Origin of the sequence: Mycobacterium sp., assembly GCF_965277065.1 — a bacterium.
Taxonomy (GTDB): domain Bacteria; phylum Actinomycetota; class Actinomycetes; order Mycobacteriales; family Mycobacteriaceae; genus Mycobacterium.
This window is the reverse complement of record NZ_CBDIBT010000016.1, coordinates 26251-40810: the sequence shown is the minus strand read 5'-3', so window position 1 is coordinate 40810 and position 14560 is coordinate 26251. Positions and strand designations below refer to the sequence as shown.

Genomic DNA, 14560 nt, shown 5'->3' with positions numbered 1-14560 from the left:
ACTTTTCGCCGGGCTAGTGCGTATCAAGCAGTAGTTGGCGGCGGAAAGGTTGAGCCATGAGGCGGCTTCGGGTCCTCGTCGTCGGTGCGGGTGTGAGCGGCATTGCCACGGCCCGCGGACTACTGCGCGACGGGCACGATGTCACCGTTTTCGACCAGCGGCCGAACATCGCGGCCGGCGGCGGTGCCGTGACAATATGGTCGAACGGCGCGACGGTCCTTGACCAGCTCGGCGTCGACATGACCGGTGCCGGCCAGCCGTTGTCCGCTGTGCGGGTGATGACATCGTCGGGCCGCCCGCTGACCACCATCGACTTGGACACCATGGTGAACCGGCTGGGTGCATCCGTGCGGATGGTCCCTCGTCGAGTCCTGCTGGAGCGGCTGCTCACCGGCTTTCCCGCTGATCGCATCCAATGCCGGGCTCGTGCGGTCTCGGTGATCCAGACCGCGGACGGAGTGCGCGTCGCTCTGCAGGATGGCAGCTCGGTCACCGGTGATCTGTTGATCGGTGCGGACGGCTTGCATTCCGTTGTCCGCGACGTCGTCGGTGCGCCACCCGCGACCCCGACCGGATGGTGTAGCTGGCAAGGACTTGTCGCTCTGCCTGACCTCGCCGAGCCGACGGTGGCGAGAATGATGATCGGCGAGCACGGAAACCTCGGCCTGTGGCCGGCGGGTGGGACAGAGCTGCAGTGGTGGTTCGACCTACCGTGGTCACCGGGCTTTCTCCGGCCGCATCGGCCGATCGAGATGATCCGCCGCCACTTCGCCGGATGGTCGGATCTGGTCGACGAAGTGCTCGCCACGTTGACCAACGACGATCTGGTCCCGTCGCCCTTCCCGCATTATCGGCACCCCGTTCCCGACGCGGGCGTGGGCGCGGTGACGTTGCTCGGGGATGCGGCGCACACCATGCCGCCGACCCTGGCGCAGGGCACCAACCAGGCGCTGCTGGACACGATGGTGCTGCGCAAGGCGCTGTCGGATTCGAGCGATATCTGCGGCGCTCTGCGCTGGTACGAGAACACCCGCCGTCGCAGGGTCAAAGCGGTGTCGTGGGTGACGACGCAGCAGGTGTCGCGCAGCGAGGCGATACTGCGGCCGGCGGCGCTCATGTCGGACCGGGTCATGACGTGGGTGCTGACCCGGTTTCTCAGTTGGGTCAGTCACCGCGACATTTCTGCCGAGATCGACGCCGCGAGCCTCGCGGAGGTGCGGTGATGGCGATGACCGCTAAAGTGCCGCCAGTGGCGGCGGCCCGGGTCGTCGAGCGGGTTCGCCATCACCTTTATCGGCTCAACCAGCGGTTGATGCCGGCGCCGGCGGCGATGATGGAGATGATCGTCGGGACCTGGCTGTCGCAGGCGATCACGGTTGCCGCAGAGCTCGGCGTCGCCGACGCACTGGCGGCCGGACCGATGACCATCGACAAGTTGGCAGCAGACGTCGGCGCGGATTCCGACGCCTTGGGCCGGCTGCTGAGGGCTTTGGTCGGACGAGGAGTTTTCCGTCACCGTCGCGACGGCCGCTATGAGTTGAATTCCATTGCCCGCACGCTGTGTTCGGACGCCGAGGCGTCCATGTCGGCAGCGGCGCAGTTCTACGGATCCCGCGAGCAACGGGACCGTTGGACGCTGCTGGCCGACTCGATCCGTACCGGACGATCGGTGGTGCCGATGTTGCACGGCAAGGAGGGCTTCGACTATTTCGTCGAGGATCCCCAGCATGCCGACCTGTTCAACCGGACCATGGCCAGTATTTCCCGGTTGACCGACGCGTCCGTGACAGCCGCCTACGACTTCGGCGGCTATCCCACGATTGTCGATGTCGGCGGGGGGCATGGCCTGCTGCTGGCCACCATCCTGGCCGCGACGCCGGACGTTCGAGGCGTCGTGTACGACCTGCCGGACGTTGTATCCACCGTGTCAAACATTGTGTGCTACACCAGGTTAGCTGGCCGGGTCCGGATCGAGGCCGGCTCGTTCTTCGACAAGGTGCCTGCCGGTGGCGACGCGTATGTGTTGAAGAACATCTTGCACGACTGGCCCGACGACAAGGCGGTGCAGATTCTGCGCAATGTCCACGCGGCTGCAGGCCGGCGCGCCACCGTCCTGCTGGTGGAGTTGGTGATCCCCGACCACGACCGCGACTTCCCCGGCAAATGGGCCGACCTGGAGATGCTGCTGAATCTGGGGGCCCGTGAACGGACCGCCGCCGAGTATCGAAAACTGCTCGGCCAGGCCGGGTTTGAGATGACCCGGTTGGTTGCGACCGCCTCGCCGTTGAGCCTGCTGGAGGCCCGCGCGGTGTGACCCGGTAGTTGTTGGTTGACAATGGCCCACATGGCGCTGGATCTGACACGTTACTTCGCCCGGATCGGCTACGAGGGCGCGGCGGATCCGACTCTCGACGTTTTGCAGGATGTGGTGAGTGCGCACACCCAGGCGATTCCGTTCGAGAACCTCGACCCCCTGCTGGGTGTGCCGGTCGACGACCTGAGCCCAGAGGCATTGTTCGACAAGCTGGTTCATCGGCGCCGTGGCGGCTACTGCTACGAGCACCACGGCTTGATGGGTTATGTGCTGCAGGAGCTGGGTTTCGGGGTGCGCCGCTTTGCCGCCCGGGTGGTGTGGACGGCGCCGCCGAGCTCGCCGGTGCCGGCGCAGACGCACACGCTGCTGGGGGTGGCGCCGCCCGGCGCGCCGCAGCTGTTCCTCATCGACGTGGGTTTCGGCGGCCAGACGCCGACCTCGCCGCTGCGGCTGGAAACGGGCAGCGCCCAGCAGACGACGCACGGGCCGTACCGGCTGGAGAGCCGCGGCGATATCCTGGTGCTGCAGGCCGAAATCCGCGGCGGATGGCAGTCGCTGTACGAATTCGCCACCAAAACCGCACCGCCGATCGATCTGCAGGTGGGCAGCTGGTATGTCTCCACCCACCCGTCGTCGCATTTCGTCACGAACCTGATGGCCTCGCTGGTCAACGCCGACGGCCGGTGCAACCTGTCGGGTCGGCACCTTTCCATTCATGGCGGCTGCGGGACGCAAAAGATGGAGTTGCCTGATGCCGCGGCAGTTGTCGACGCGTTGGCCGACCGCTTCGGCATCAACGTGGCCGACACCGGCGATGGCGCGACGCTCGAAGCCCGAATCGCCGAGGTTTTGACCTAACTAACCGAGGTGCGGCAGCCAGGAACCGATCCGGAGCAGTGCTTCCTCGATATCGTTCCCAGGGCCGGCGAACGAGAGCCGGACATACGAACCGCCACGGTGCGGATCGAAGTCGATACCGGGCGCGATCGCCACCCCGCTGTCGGCCAACAACTTTGAACAGAACACCATCGAGTCATTGGTGAAATCGGAGACGTCGGCGTAGACGTAGAACGCACCGTCGGTGGGTGCCAGCCGGTCGATACCGATATGCCGCAGGCCATCGAGCAACGTCGCGCGGTTGGCGGCGTACTGGTGCAGATGCCCCTCGGCTTCCTGAACTGACGCCGGCGTGAATGCCTCGACTGCGGCGTGCTGCGACAGCACGGGCGGGCAAATGGTGAAGTTGCCGGTGAGTCGATCCACCGCGCGACGGAGTTCGGCAGGCACCAGCAGCCACCCCAGCCGCCATCCCGTCATCGCGAAATACTTGGAAAAGCTGTTGACTACAAACGCATTCCGCGATGTGCTCCACGCGCAGCTGGTCTGCGGGGCGCCCTCGTACACCAACCCGTGGTACACCTCGTCGCTGATCAGCCGCACGTTTGATTCGTCGCACCAGGACGCGATCGCGGCGAGCTCCTCTGGCGGGATGACGGTGCCGGTGGGGTTGGCCGGGCTGGCCACCACGACGCCCTTCACCGGCGGGTCGAGTTCGGCCAGCATCTGCGCCGTCGGTTGGAAACGGGTGTCGGGGCCGCACTCGACCACCACGACCTCGCAGCCCAGCGCCGACAAGATGTTGCGGTAACAGGGATAGCCGGGACTGCTGACCGCGACCCGGTCGCCGACGTCGAAGCAGGACAGAAAGGCCAGCAGAAAACCGCCCGACGATCCCGTTGTCACCACCACGTCGTCGACGTCGGCCTGCACGCCGTACCGGTCGAGGTACGACGCCGCGATACTCGCGCGCAATTCAGGAATGCCCAGCGCCACGGTATAGCCGAGTTGGTTGCGGTTCAGCGCGGCGATGGCGGCGGCGCGCACCGGCTCCGGGGCGCCGGCGCTCGGTTGGCCCGCCGACAGGTTCACCAGATCTCCGTGACTGCGCTGACGTTCGGCGGCAGACAGCCACACGTCCATCACGTAGAACGGCGGAACCCCGGCGCGTAGCGCGATCCCATCGGTCATGCGGTCAAGGCTAGAACACTTCGGATTCAAGCCGGCGCAGGTGATCGCGCGGTGGACCCAGCAATTGCGAACTGCCATGTGCGCGTTTGAAGTACAGCTGCATGTCGTGTTCCCACGTGATCGCGATACCGCCGTGCAGCTGAATGCCCTCGGCTGCCACCGTGCTGAACGCCTCGCTGGCCGCGACGCGGGCCAGGGCCGCGGAGGTCGTCGACGGCGCATCGGCGGCCTCGTTCACCACGGCGGCAGCGGCCTGCACCGCGACGTAGAGGTCGGCCATCCGGTGCTTGAGCGCCTGGAAGCTGCCGATTGCCCGGCCGAACTGCTGCCGCTCTTTGGTGTAGTCGACGGTCCGCTCCAGACAGCGGGTGGCGGCCCCGACCTGTTCGGCGGCGAGCAAGATCGCGGCCGCATCGGCCAGGCCCGGATCAGCGCCGAGCGGTGCGGCGTTCTGCGGTGTGAGGCTGGCCAGTCGGCGAGTCGGATCCATCGGCGTGACGGACTCGGCGCTGAAGACCGTCCAACGGTTCAGCTTCCCGTCGTCGGCCGCGATCACGACCTCGGCGATATCGCCGTTGATCACGTAGTCGCGGTCGAACACCACCGCGCCGATCGCCGTGCCCTCGGCCAGCGAACCCAATGCCTCGGTGTCGGGCTCGTCGGCGGCCAGCAGTGCGAGTTCGGCCAGCGTGCTGCCGAGCAACGGGCTGGGCACCAGGCCCTTGCCGAGCTCTTCGAGGACGACGGCCGCATCGCCGAGAGTGCCTCCGGCACCGCCGAATTCCTCGGGTACCACGAGCGCGGCCGCACCGACCTGCTCGCACAGCAGCCGCCACAGCGACTCGTCGTAGCCGCGCTCGGATTCCATCGCCCCGCGGACGGCGGCGGGAGAGGCGTGCTTGGCCACCAGCGCCGCGACGCTCTCGCGCAGCAGTTCCCGTTCGTCACTCACAGCGCCTCCAGAATCCGTCGCCGGTGCGTGGCGGGGTCACCCCAGGCCGGTCGCAGCGCCTGCACTCGCAGCAGCCACAACGACAGGTCGTGCTCGGCGGTGAACCCGATCGCACCGTGTGTCTGCAGCGCAGACCGTGCGGCCAGCAACGCGGCATCCGAGGCGGAAGCCTTGGCGGCACTGACATCTCGCGCGGTGTCAGGCGATGAATCGGCCAGCGACAGAGCGGCGCCGTACACCAGCGGTCGGGCCAACTCCAGCGCGATGTGTACATCGGCCAGCTTGTGTTTGATCGACTGATACGAGCCGATGGCGCGGCCGAACTGCGTGCGCTGCTTCGCGTACTCGACCGCAGCGTCCAACAGGGCCTGCCCGGCCCCGACCAGTTGGGCGGCGGTGGCCAGCGCCCCGAATTCGTAGGCGCGCTTGACATCAGCCTGCCACGTCGCATCGGTCGGGACGACGTCGAACAGTTTGCGACTGGGGTCCACCGACTCGTGCTGCTGGCCGGGACGCGCTTCGCTGACCGTGCCGTCCACATCGGCCAGCAACGTCAGACCCGCGGTGTCGGCGTCGGTGGCCCGCGGAACCTGTGGCGGAAGGGCGACGGTGGCGATCAGCTCTCCGGATGCCAGCCCGGCGCACCGCTCATCGTCGGCGAGCAGAACCGGCGCGACCGCGATGGATTCGGACACCGGGCCAGGAACGCCCCAGCGGCCCAGCCGTTCCAGTGCGACCACCAGATCGACCGGATGCGCGTCGATGCCGTCGAATCGTTCAGGCACGGCCAAAGCGGTGATTCCCAGGTCGGCCAGCCGCGCCCACACCTTGCGACCCGGTCCGGTGTCGCCGTCGGCCCAGGCACGCACAGCGCCCGGAAGATCGGCGGCCGCCAGCGCCGCGTCGATGCTGGCGGCAAAGTCGCGGTGCTGCTCGTCAAGATCAAATTTCATTTGGCCTTCTCCCGAGGCAGTCCCAGTAGCCGCTCGGCGATGATGTTACGTTGAATCTCGTTGGTGCCCGCGTAGATCGGGCCGCCCAATGCGAACAGCAGCCCGTCCGTCCAGGCGTTGGCCAGCTCGCCGTCGGCCCCGCGGATCTCCAGCGCCGCCTGGTGGATCGCCACGTCCAGATCTGACCAGAACACCTTGGTCACCGAGGACTCGGCGCCCAGTTCACCACCGCCGGCCAGCCGGGTGACGGTGCCGAAGGTGTGCAGCCGGTAGGCCTGCGCCTTGATCCACGCGTCGGCGACTTCGTCTCCGAACGAACTGTCGCCCTTGTCTTTCCATGTCTGGGCAAGTCGCTCGGCGGAGGCCAGAAATCGGGCCGGGCTGCGCAGGGACATGCCGCGCTCGTTGCTCGACGTGCTCATCGCCGCCCGCCAGCCGTCGTTCACCGTGCCGATCACATCCGTGTCGGGCACGAACACGTCGTCGAGGAAGATCTCGCCGAACCCGGTATCACCACCGAGTTGGGCAATCGGACGAACCGTGATGCCGTCCGCGTGCAGGTCGAACATGAAATAGGTCAGGCCGCTGTGCCGTTGCGCTTCAGGGTCGGATCGGAACAATCCAAACGCCCTGTCGCCGAACGGTGCTCGTGAACTCCAGATCTTCTGGCCATTCAGCAGCCAGCCACCATCGGTTCGCTTTGCCGTCGAACGGAGCGAGGCAAGATCGCTGCCGGACTCTGGCTCCGACCAGGCCTGCGCCCAAATGTCCTCGCCGCTGGCCATCTTGGGCAGAATCCGGTCCAACTGCTCATCGGTGCCGTGCGCGAACAGTGTCGGCGCCAGCATCGACGTGCCGTTGGCACTGGCCCGCCCGGGTGCGCCGGCCCGGAAGTATTCCTCCTCGTAGACCACCCACTGCAGCAGGCTCGCATCGCGGCCACCGTACTTCTCCGGCCAGGTGATCACCGACAGACCGGCGTCGAAAAGCTCCTTGTCCCAACGGCGGTGCTGCTCGAAACCCTCTGCCGTGTCATAGGAATGCGTCGGAAACGCGTCGCGGTGCGACGACAGGAAGTCGCGCATTTCCCGCTGAAAGGTCAGCGTCTCGTCGTCGAATTGCAGATCCATCACGCCATCTCTCGAAGTTGAGGTTTGACTACCTTGCCGCCCGCGTTGCGGGGCAGCGCGTCGACAAACCTCACCGAACGCGGGGCTTTGAAGTTCGCCAAATAGTCTCGGGTGTAGGCGATCACCGACTTTTCGTCGAGCCCGGAATCGGGCCGCGCCACCAGGAAGGCCCGGCCAACCTCACCGAGTCGCTCGTCGGGCACACCGATCACCGCGCAGTCCACCACACCGTCCAGTCGGGCCAATACCTGCTCGATCTCCGCGGGGTAGACATTGAAGCCGCCGCAGATGTACATGTCTTTGAGCCGGTCGGTGATCTGGAGATTGCCTGCGACATCGAGCTTTCCGATGTCGCCGGTGTGCAGCCAACCGTCGTTGTCGATCGCCGCCGCGGTGGCGTCCGGGTCGTCGAGGTAGCCGAGCATGACGTTGGGCCCGCGGAGGAGCACCTCGCCGGTCGCTTCGTCGATGCGCAGGTCGAAATCGGCGATCGGCCGTCCGCAGGTGGTGGCCACGGTGACCGCGTCGTCGTCGGCGCGGCACATCGTGCCCATCCCGTTGGACTCGGTCAGGCCGTAGGCGGTCAGCACGATGTCGAAGTCGAGTTCGGTCTGCATCCGCTCGATCAGCACCACCGGCACGGTCGCTGCGCCGGTGACCGCGAACCGCAGCGAGCTCAGGTCATAGCGGTCACGCGCGGGATGGTCGAGCAGCGATTGGTAGATGGTCGGCGGTCCGGGCAGCACGGTGATCCGATGTTCGGCGACCGCGCGCAACGCCTGCTCGGCGTCGAAGGTCAGCTGCGGGATCAGGGTGGCGCCGGTCTGCAGACAGGCCAGGATGCCGGCCTTATAGCCGAAATTGTGGAAGAACGGGTTGATGCAGAGGTAGCGGTCGTCGCGGGTGATCTTGCCGATCGCGGCCCAGGCCGCCGACCCGGCCAGTGACTGCCGGTGGGCGCACAGCACGCCTTTGCTGCGGCCGGTGGTGCCCGAGGTGAACAAGACATCGGAGAGGTCGTCGGGCTGGACCGCCGCGGCCCGGGCGTCGGCCGCCGCGAGGGCCTCCTTTCCAGCGCCGCACCTCATAAATTCGTCCCACGTCCCGTCGTCGACGTCTAACGGCACCCGGACGATGTGCCGCGGGTCGGGCAGCGCTGAAAGATCGAGATCGCCAACCCGGTCGGCGCCGAGGAACCGGCCCATCGCCACCAGCAGGGGAGCGCCGGTGCGGGACAAGATGTCGGAGGCCTCAGCGGCGGTGTAGCGGGTGTTCAGCGGGACCACGGTCGCGCCGGCGTAATGCGTGGCCAAACAGGCCACCACCCAGTGCCAGGTGTTCGGCGACCAGATCGCCACCCGGTCGCCGGCATTCACGCCGAGGCTGATCATCGCCGCCGCAGCGCGGCGCACCTCGTCCCGCAACTCGGCGAAGGTGAGCGTCCGGTCCTCAGTCACCAGGGCGTTGTGGTCGGGGAGTTCGCGCGCAATGTGATCCAGCGCCGCAGGAACGGTCTGCGGATGGTTCGACATCGAACTCCTCGGTGCGGACTACCCGGGCTCAGCTATTGCCGCTGTACAGGGCACATCGCCGCCGGGCTAACAAAGCAAGTGCTTGGTAGGTTAGCCTACAAGGGTGCAAGGCGTCGAGGAGTTCCGGGCCGAGGTCCGCGACTGGCTGGCTGAGAACCTGGTTGGGGAATTCGCCGCCCTGAAAGGGCTCGGCGGCCCCGGTCGCGAGCACGAGGCGTTCGAAGAGCGGCGCACCTGGAACCAGCATCTCGCGAAAGCCGGTCTCACGTGTCTAGGGTGGCCGGTCGAACACGGCGGCCGCGGCCTGTCGGTGGCGCATCGGGTGGCGTTCTACGAGGAATACGCGATCGCCAACGCGCCAGCCAAGGTCAATCACTTCGGTGAGGAGTTGCTCGGTCCGACGTTGATCGCCTACGGCACCCCCGAACAGCAGCAGCGCTTCCTGCCCCGGATTCTCGACGTCACCGAGCTGTGGTCGCAGGGCTACTCTGAGCCCGGCGCCGGTAGTGATCTGGCCAACGTGGCCACCACCGCCGTGCTGGACGGCGACGCATGGGTGATCAACGGCCAGAAGGTGTGGACGTCGCTGGCGCACTGGGCGCAGTGGTGCTTCGTGGTGGCGCGAACCGTGAAGGGCTCCAAGCGTCACGCCGGGTTGTCCTACCTGCTGGTGCCGCTCGAGCAGCCCGGGGTCGATGTCCGCCCGATCGTCCAGCTGACCGGGGACTCCGAATTCAACGAGGTGTTCTTCGACGACGCCCGCACCGACGCCGACCTGGTGGTGGGCGAACCTGGTGATGGCTGGCGAGTTGCGATGGGAACACTGACCTTTGAGCGCGGGGTGTCGACGCTCGGTCAGCAGATCGTCTACGCTCGCGAACTCGAGGCGGTCGTGGATCTCGCCAAAAAGACTGGCGCAGCTGATGATGCGCTGATCCGCGAACAGCTGACCCGCTCCTGGGCGGGCCTGCGGGCGATGCGCTCCTACGCGCTGGCCACGATGGACGTCGAACAGCCCGGCCAAGATAATGTCTCGAAATTGTTGTGGGCCAACTGGCATCGCGAACTCGGCGAGATCGCGATGGACGTCCAGGGCAAAGCGGGTCTGGCATTGTCCGGCGGCGACTTTGACGAGTGGCAGCGGCTCTACCTGTTCACCCGCGCCGACACCATCTACGGCGGCTCGAATGAGATTCAGCGCAACATCATCGCCGAGCGGGTGCTCGGCCTACCCAGGGAGGCTCGATGACGCTAGCCGTTGCGCCGAAAGAAGTTGCCGGACACGGACTTCTCAAGGGCAAGGTCGTGGTTGTCACGGCTGCGGCGGGCACTGGCATCGGCTCGGCCACCGCCCGGCGTGCCCTCGCCGAAGGTGCCGACGTCGTCGTCTCCGACCACCACGAACGACGGCTCGGCGAGACGCGCGACGAGTTGACCGCGCTGGGACTGGGTCGGGTGGAAAGCGTAGTCTGCGACGTCACGTCGACCGCACAGGTCGACGCGTTGATCGCGTCCACCACCGCGCGGTACGGCCGGCTCGACGTGCTGGTCAACAACGCCGGCCTGGGCGGTCAGACGCCGGTGGTCGACATCACCGACGAGGAGTGGGACCGCGTTCTCAACGTCACACTGACCTCGGTGCTACGCACCACCCGGGCGGCGCTGCGGTATTTCCGCGACGCAGACCACGGCGGCGTCATCGTCAACAACGCCAGCGTGCTCGGCTGGCGCGCTCAGCACTCGCAGTCCCACTACGCGGCCGCAAAAGCCGGAGTGATGGCGCTGACCCGTTGCAGCGCAGTCGAAGCCGTCGAGTACGGGGTTCGGATCAACGCCGTGTCGCCAAGTATCGCCCGACACAAGTTCCTCGACAAGACCAGCTCGACCGAACTGCTTGATCAGTTGTCGGCCGGTGAGGCGTTCGGCCGGGCCGCCGAGCCATGGGAAGTGGCCTCCACGATCGCGTTCTTGGCCAGCGACTACTCCAGTTACTTGACTGGAGAGGTGATTTCGGTGTCGAGTCAGCACCCATGACCGGGCAGAGCCCGCCGAACAGTCGGCGCGACGAGTTGCTCGATCTCGCCGCGACGATGTTCGCTGAGCGCGGGTTGCGCGCAACCACGGTGCGCGACATCGCCGACGGCGCGGGAATCCTCTCCGGCAGCCTGTATCACCACTTCTCGTCCAAAGAAGAGATGGTCGACGAGGTGCTGCGGAATTTCATGGACTGGCTGTTTGCCCGCTACCAGGAAATCGTTGACACGCAACCGAATTCGCTGGAACGCCTCAAGGGGTTGTTCATGGCGTCCTTCGATGCCATCGAGCATCGGCATGCCCAGGTCGTCATCTACCAAGATGAGGCCAAGCGGCTTCTGCCCCAGCCTCGGTTCTCCTACCTCGAGGACTTGAACAAGCAGCAACGCAAGATGTGGGTCGACGTGCTGCATCAGGGCATCGAGGAGGGCTACCTCCGTCCCGATCTCGACGTCGACCTGGTTTACCGATTCATCCGAGACACCACCTGGGTGTCGGTGCGCTGGTATCAGCCCGGCGGACCGCTCACCGCGCTGCAGGTGGGTCAGCAATATCTCGCTATCGTCCTAGGTGGAATTACCAAAGAAGGAAGTGTTGAGCATGTCTCCAAATAATGAGGCTTATGTCATTGACGCTGTGCGCACCGCGGTTGGCAAGCGCAACGGGTCGCTCGCCGGCGTGCACCCTGTCGACCTGGGTGCGCTCTGCTGGCGTGGACTGCTCGACCGCGTCGACATCGACCCCGCCGCGGTCGAGGACGTGATCGCCGGCTGTGTCGACGCGATCGGTGGGCAGGCCGGCAATATCGCCCGGCTCTCCTGGTTGGCCGCCGGCTATCCCGAAGAGGTTCCCGGCGTCACCGTCGACCGGCAGTGCGGCTCTAGCCAGCAGGCCATTTCCTTTGGCGCGCAGGCGATCATGGCGGGCACCGCGGACGTCATCGTGGCCGGTGGTGTGCAGAACATGAGCCAGATCCCGATCTCGTCGGCGATGATCGTCGGTGCGCAGTTCGGGTTCACCTCGCCGACCAGTGAGTCCAAGCAGTGGCTGCACCGCTACGGCGATCAGGAAATCTCGCAGTTCCGTGGATCCGAGTTGATCGCCGAGAAGTGGAACCTGTCCCGCGAGGAGATGGAGCAGTACGCGCTGACCAGCCACGAACGAGCCTTCGGCGCGATCCGCGGCGGCCATTTCGACAACGAGATCATCGCCGTGGAAACCGAACACGGTGCGTTCCGCGTCGACGAGGGTCCGCGTGAGTCGTCGCTGGAGAAGATGGCAGGCCTCAAGCCGCTGGTCGAGGGAGGCCGGCTGACCGCCGCGATGGCCAGCCAGATTTCCGACGGCGCAAGCGCGGTGCTGCTGGCCTCAGAAAGCGCAGTGCAGGCGCACAAGCTCACGCCGCGGGCGCGCATCCACCACATCAGCGCGCGTGCTGCCGACCCGGTCTTCATGCTGACCGGTCCGATTCCGGCCACCCGTTACGCGCTGGAAAAAACCGGCCTGTCTATCGATGACATCGACACCATCGAGATCAACGAGGCGTTCGCGCCGGTAGTCCTGGCCTGGCTCAAAGAGATCAAGGCCGACCCGGAAAAGGTCAACCCCAACGGCGGAGCGATCGCGCTTGGTCACCCGTTAGGTGCGACCGGGGCAAAGCTTTTCACCACCATGCTCAACGAACTCGAGCGCACCGGCGGCCGTTACGGTTTGCAGACGATGTGTGAAGGCGGCGGCACCGCCAACGTCACGATCATAGAGCGGCTGTAGTTTCGCCACCGTCCTTCGCGAGCGTGCACTGAGTGCGAATTTTCGGCCGATTTATCGCGCTGAGTGCACACTCGGCGATGCATTCACTGCAGAATGCCGGCGATGATGTCGTCGACCGTTCGCCTGGCCAGGGCGTCGACGTCACGTCGACGTGCCTGACGCAACGGTCCGCGCAGCGCAAGTTCGGCGAAACCGTGCACCGCTGACCAGCAGGGCCATTCGGCGCCTAACCGGCGATCGGGCGAGAGTCCTCCCGCGTTGACCATTGCGTCGAGCGCGTCGACCAGTGCCAGATACGGCGGCGCGCTGGCAGTCTGGTCGCCAAGTCCGATCGGATCGGCACCGAAGAACGCGACGGTGAACCACCCTGGCTCGTCGAGCGCGAATTTGATGTAGCCCATGCCGACCGCACGCAGCCGGTCGGTCGCCTGTCGGCGAGCTGAGCTCTGCATCCGCGCGACCATCCGGTGCTGGATCGCCGACGCCACCGCGCTCAACAGAGCTTCGCGATCAACGAAGTGCCGGTAGGCGGCGTTCGGCGAAACCCCAACTTGCCGAGTCGCTTCCCGGATGGTGAGCGCCTCCGGCCCGCCGGTCCGGGTGAGGTGCAGGCCGGCATCGATCAACGCCATCCGCAGGTCGCCGTGGTGATAGCCGGTCTTCAAGGAAGCCAATGCTTGACCCTCCTCGAAGTTAAAGTGTACGGTGTGAACATTAGCATGTTGACAGCGTGAACATCGTGAGCGGAGGGGATTGGTGTGACATCCACAGCACTGCCGCCCGTAGTAAGCGAGCAGGACTGGCAGCGTGAAATGGAAGCGCTGCGTGTCCGGGAAAAGGCAGCCACTCGTGAGCTCGACGCTATCGCGGCGCAGCGACGACGGCTCCCGATGGTAGCGATGCCTGACTACGTTCTGGAAGGCGAAAAGGGACCGGTGCGCCTGGCCGAGATCTTCGACGGCACATCGCAGTTGATCGTGTACAACCACATGTGGTTTCCTGGTGAAGAGTGGCAGTGCCCGGGCTGCACCGGCTTCACCTCTGAGTTCACCCGGCTGGAGTTTCTGGACAACTGGGACGCTCGGTTCGTCATCGTCACCCAGGGTCCGATTGACGAGGCGCTCGACTACAAGCGGCGGGTGGGCAACCAGATGACGTGGTACTCGACCGCGAACAGTCCGTTCGGCACGGATGTCGGTGCACCACCCGGTGGTGGGTTTGCGGTGAATGTCTTTCTGCGCGATGACAATCAAGTCTACCGGACCTGGCACACCGATGGCCGGGGCACCGAGCAGCTCAGCCACTCGTTCGCGTTGATCGACCTGCTGCCGTACGGCCGGCAGGAGGAGTGGCAGGACTCACCGGAGGGCTGGCCGCAGTCTCCTACCTACAGCCGCTGGGCCGGCTCGAAAGACATCGCCCACGCATACGGAACCGTCCAATCACGAGGAGCAGATTGACCACAACAACGACCGGCCTGACGACGATCAGCCTGGTGTGTGTGCCGACCGTCGAGCAGGACAAGGCCGTCGCGTTCTATGAGTCACTCGGGTTCGAGAAGCGCACCGATACGCCGTTCGGCGGTGGTTACCGGTGGATCGAGGTGTACCCACCCGAAGGCACGACCGCGATCGCGCTTGCGCCACCCCCACCGGATAGCGGAGCGGTACAGCCGACCAATACCGGTATCACGCTGAGCACCAACGACATCGACGCCACCCACGCGGCGCTGCAGAAACTCGGCATTGACGTCGATGCGCAGGTGTCACGAATGGGCGATCCGGTTCCACCGATGTTCTGGTTCCGCGACCCGACCGGGCACACGTTGATGGTCGTGGAGTCCTGAG

The 14560-nt window shown here is 65.9% G+C and carries 15 protein-coding genes; 9 read left to right on the top strand and 6 right to left on the bottom strand.

All coding sequences use genetic code 11. The features are described 5' to 3' along the window. Window positions 1-56 precede the first annotated feature (56 nt). The 3 genes from ACQY5A_RS05915 to ACQY5A_RS05905 are packed head-to-tail and all read left to right on the top strand — an operon-like array spanning window position 57 to window position 3172. Window positions 57-1223: an FAD-dependent oxidoreductase gene (locus ACQY5A_RS05915; protein WP_428339468.1), complete on the top strand. Its 1167-nt coding sequence runs from the start codon at window positions 57-59 to the stop codon at window positions 1221-1223. Beyond that, window positions 1223-2314, top strand: coding sequence for a methyltransferase (locus ACQY5A_RS05910; RefSeq protein ID WP_428339467.1), 1092 nt, complete (start codon window positions 1223-1225; stop codon window positions 2312-2314). Before ACQY5A_RS05915 ends, ACQY5A_RS05910 begins: the two co-directional genes overlap by 1 nt. A 30-nt stretch (window positions 2315-2344) precedes the next feature. Then, the gene (locus ACQY5A_RS05905; protein ID WP_428339466.1) at window positions 2345-3172 is read left to right on the top strand and encodes an arylamine N-acetyltransferase family protein; all 828 of its coding nucleotides are present in this window, start codon (window positions 2345-2347) and stop codon (window positions 3170-3172) included. Here ACQY5A_RS05905 and ACQY5A_RS05900 read toward each other — a convergent pair whose 3' ends face one another. The 5 genes from ACQY5A_RS05900 to fadD3 are packed head-to-tail and all read right to left on the bottom strand — an operon-like array spanning window position 3173 to window position 8909. Then, entirely contained in the window at window positions 3173-4342 is a 1170-nt protein-coding gene (locus ACQY5A_RS05900; protein ID WP_428339465.1) for a pyridoxal phosphate-dependent aminotransferase, read from the bottom strand. Between the two features lie 10 nt (window positions 4343-4352). Next, on the bottom strand, window positions 4353-5294 hold the full coding sequence (gene ipdE2, locus ACQY5A_RS05895; RefSeq protein WP_428339464.1) for an acyl-CoA dehydrogenase IpdE2: 942 nt from the start codon (window positions 5292-5294) through the stop codon (window positions 4353-4355). After that, window positions 5291-6247 (bottom strand): acyl-CoA dehydrogenase family protein, encoded by a 957-nt coding sequence (locus ACQY5A_RS05890; RefSeq protein ID WP_428339463.1) that lies wholly within the window; start codon window positions 6245-6247, stop codon window positions 5291-5293. The genes ipdE2 and ACQY5A_RS05890 overlap by 4 nt, the downstream gene beginning before the upstream one ends. Next, window positions 6244-7377, bottom strand: coding sequence for an acyl-CoA dehydrogenase family protein (locus ACQY5A_RS05885; protein ID WP_428339462.1), 1134 nt, complete (start codon window positions 7375-7377; stop codon window positions 6244-6246). The genes ACQY5A_RS05890 and ACQY5A_RS05885 overlap by 4 nt, the downstream gene beginning before the upstream one ends. After that, window positions 7377-8909 carry a 3-((3aS,4S,7aS)-7a-methyl-1,5-dioxo-octahydro-1H-inden-4-yl)propanoate--CoA ligase FadD3 gene (gene fadD3 / locus ACQY5A_RS05880; RefSeq protein WP_428339461.1) on the bottom strand — a complete coding sequence of 511 codons (1533 nt, stop codon included), beginning with the start codon at window positions 8907-8909 and terminating at the stop codon, window positions 7377-7379. Before fadD3 ends, ACQY5A_RS05885 begins: the two co-directional genes overlap by 1 nt. Window positions 8910-9012: 103 nt before the next feature. Here fadD3 and ipdE1 point away from each other — a divergent pair, with 103 nt between their 5' ends. Genes ipdE1 through fadA6 form a run of 4 tightly spaced genes read left to right on the top strand, consistent with a single transcriptional unit; the run spans window position 9013 to window position 12713 of the window. Then, entirely contained in the window at window positions 9013-10158 is a 1146-nt protein-coding gene (ipdE1, locus tag ACQY5A_RS05875; RefSeq protein ID WP_428339460.1) for an acyl-CoA dehydrogenase IpdE1, read from the top strand. After that, on the top strand, window positions 10155-10943 hold the full coding sequence (ipdF, locus tag ACQY5A_RS05870; protein ID WP_428339459.1) for a (5R,7aS)-5-hydroxy-7a-methyl-1-oxo-2,3,5,6,7,7a-hexahydro-1H-indene-carboxyl-CoA reductase: 789 nt from the start codon (window positions 10155-10157) through the stop codon (window positions 10941-10943). Before ipdE1 ends, ipdF begins: the two co-directional genes overlap by 4 nt. Further along, complete coding sequence (gene kstR2 / locus ACQY5A_RS05865; RefSeq protein WP_428339458.1) at window positions 10940-11557, top strand: TetR family transcriptional regulator KstR2; 618 nt, start codon at window positions 10940-10942, stop codon at window positions 11555-11557. Before ipdF ends, kstR2 begins: the two co-directional genes overlap by 4 nt. Further along, window positions 11544-12713 (top strand): steroid 3-ketoacyl-CoA thiolase FadA6, encoded by a 1170-nt coding sequence (fadA6, locus tag ACQY5A_RS05860; protein ID WP_428339457.1) that lies wholly within the window; start codon window positions 11544-11546, stop codon window positions 12711-12713. Before kstR2 ends, fadA6 begins: the two co-directional genes overlap by 14 nt. A gap of 83 nt (window positions 12714-12796) precedes the next feature. Here the strand turns inward: fadA6 and ACQY5A_RS05855 are convergent, their stop codons facing one another. Beyond that, entirely contained in the window at window positions 12797-13387 is a 591-nt protein-coding gene (locus ACQY5A_RS05855; RefSeq protein WP_428339456.1) for a TetR/AcrR family transcriptional regulator, read from the bottom strand. A gap of 84 nt (window positions 13388-13471) precedes the next feature. Here ACQY5A_RS05855 and ACQY5A_RS05850 point away from each other — a divergent pair, with 84 nt between their 5' ends. Together ACQY5A_RS05850 and ACQY5A_RS05845 are read left to right on the top strand one after the other, a co-directional pair. Further along, window positions 13472-14173: a DUF899 domain-containing protein gene (locus ACQY5A_RS05850; protein WP_428339455.1), complete on the top strand. Its 702-nt coding sequence runs from the start codon at window positions 13472-13474 to the stop codon at window positions 14171-14173. Continuing rightward, window positions 14170-14559: a VOC family protein gene (locus tag ACQY5A_RS05845; RefSeq protein WP_428339454.1), complete on the top strand. Its 390-nt coding sequence runs from the start codon at window positions 14170-14172 to the stop codon at window positions 14557-14559. Before ACQY5A_RS05850 ends, ACQY5A_RS05845 begins: the two co-directional genes overlap by 4 nt. The last annotated feature ends 1 nt before the right edge of the window (window position 14560 follow it).

Coding starts and splice junctions, on each gene's coding strand:
- ACQY5A_RS05915 (WP_428339468.1), top strand. CDS start 57: ATGAGGCGGCTTCGGGTCCTCGTCGTCGGTGCGGGTGTGAGCGGCATT.
- ACQY5A_RS05910 (WP_428339467.1), top strand. CDS start 1,223: ATGGCGATGACCGCTAAAGTGCCGCCAGTGGCGGCGGCCCGGGTCGTC.
- ACQY5A_RS05905 (WP_428339466.1), top strand. CDS start 2,345: ATGGCGCTGGATCTGACACGTTACTTCGCCCGGATCGGCTACGAGGGC.
- ACQY5A_RS05900 (WP_428339465.1), bottom strand. CDS start 4,342: ATGACCGATGGGATCGCGCTACGCGCCGGGGTTCCGCCGTTCTACGTG.
- ACQY5A_RS05890 (WP_428339463.1), bottom strand. CDS start 6,247: ATGAAATTTGATCTTGACGAGCAGCACCGCGACTTTGCCGCCAGCATC.
- ACQY5A_RS05885 (WP_428339462.1), bottom strand. CDS start 7,377: ATGGATCTGCAATTCGACGACGAGACGCTGACCTTTCAGCGGGAAATG.
- fadD3 (WP_428339461.1), bottom strand. CDS start 8,909: ATGTCGAACCATCCGCAGACCGTTCCTGCGGCGCTGGATCACATTGCG.
- ipdF (WP_428339459.1), top strand. CDS start 10,155: ATGACGCTAGCCGTTGCGCCGAAAGAAGTTGCCGGACACGGACTTCTC.
- kstR2 (WP_428339458.1), top strand. CDS start 10,940: ATGACCGGGCAGAGCCCGCCGAACAGTCGGCGCGACGAGTTGCTCGAT.
- fadA6 (WP_428339457.1), top strand. CDS start 11,544: ATGTCTCCAAATAATGAGGCTTATGTCATTGACGCTGTGCGCACCGCG.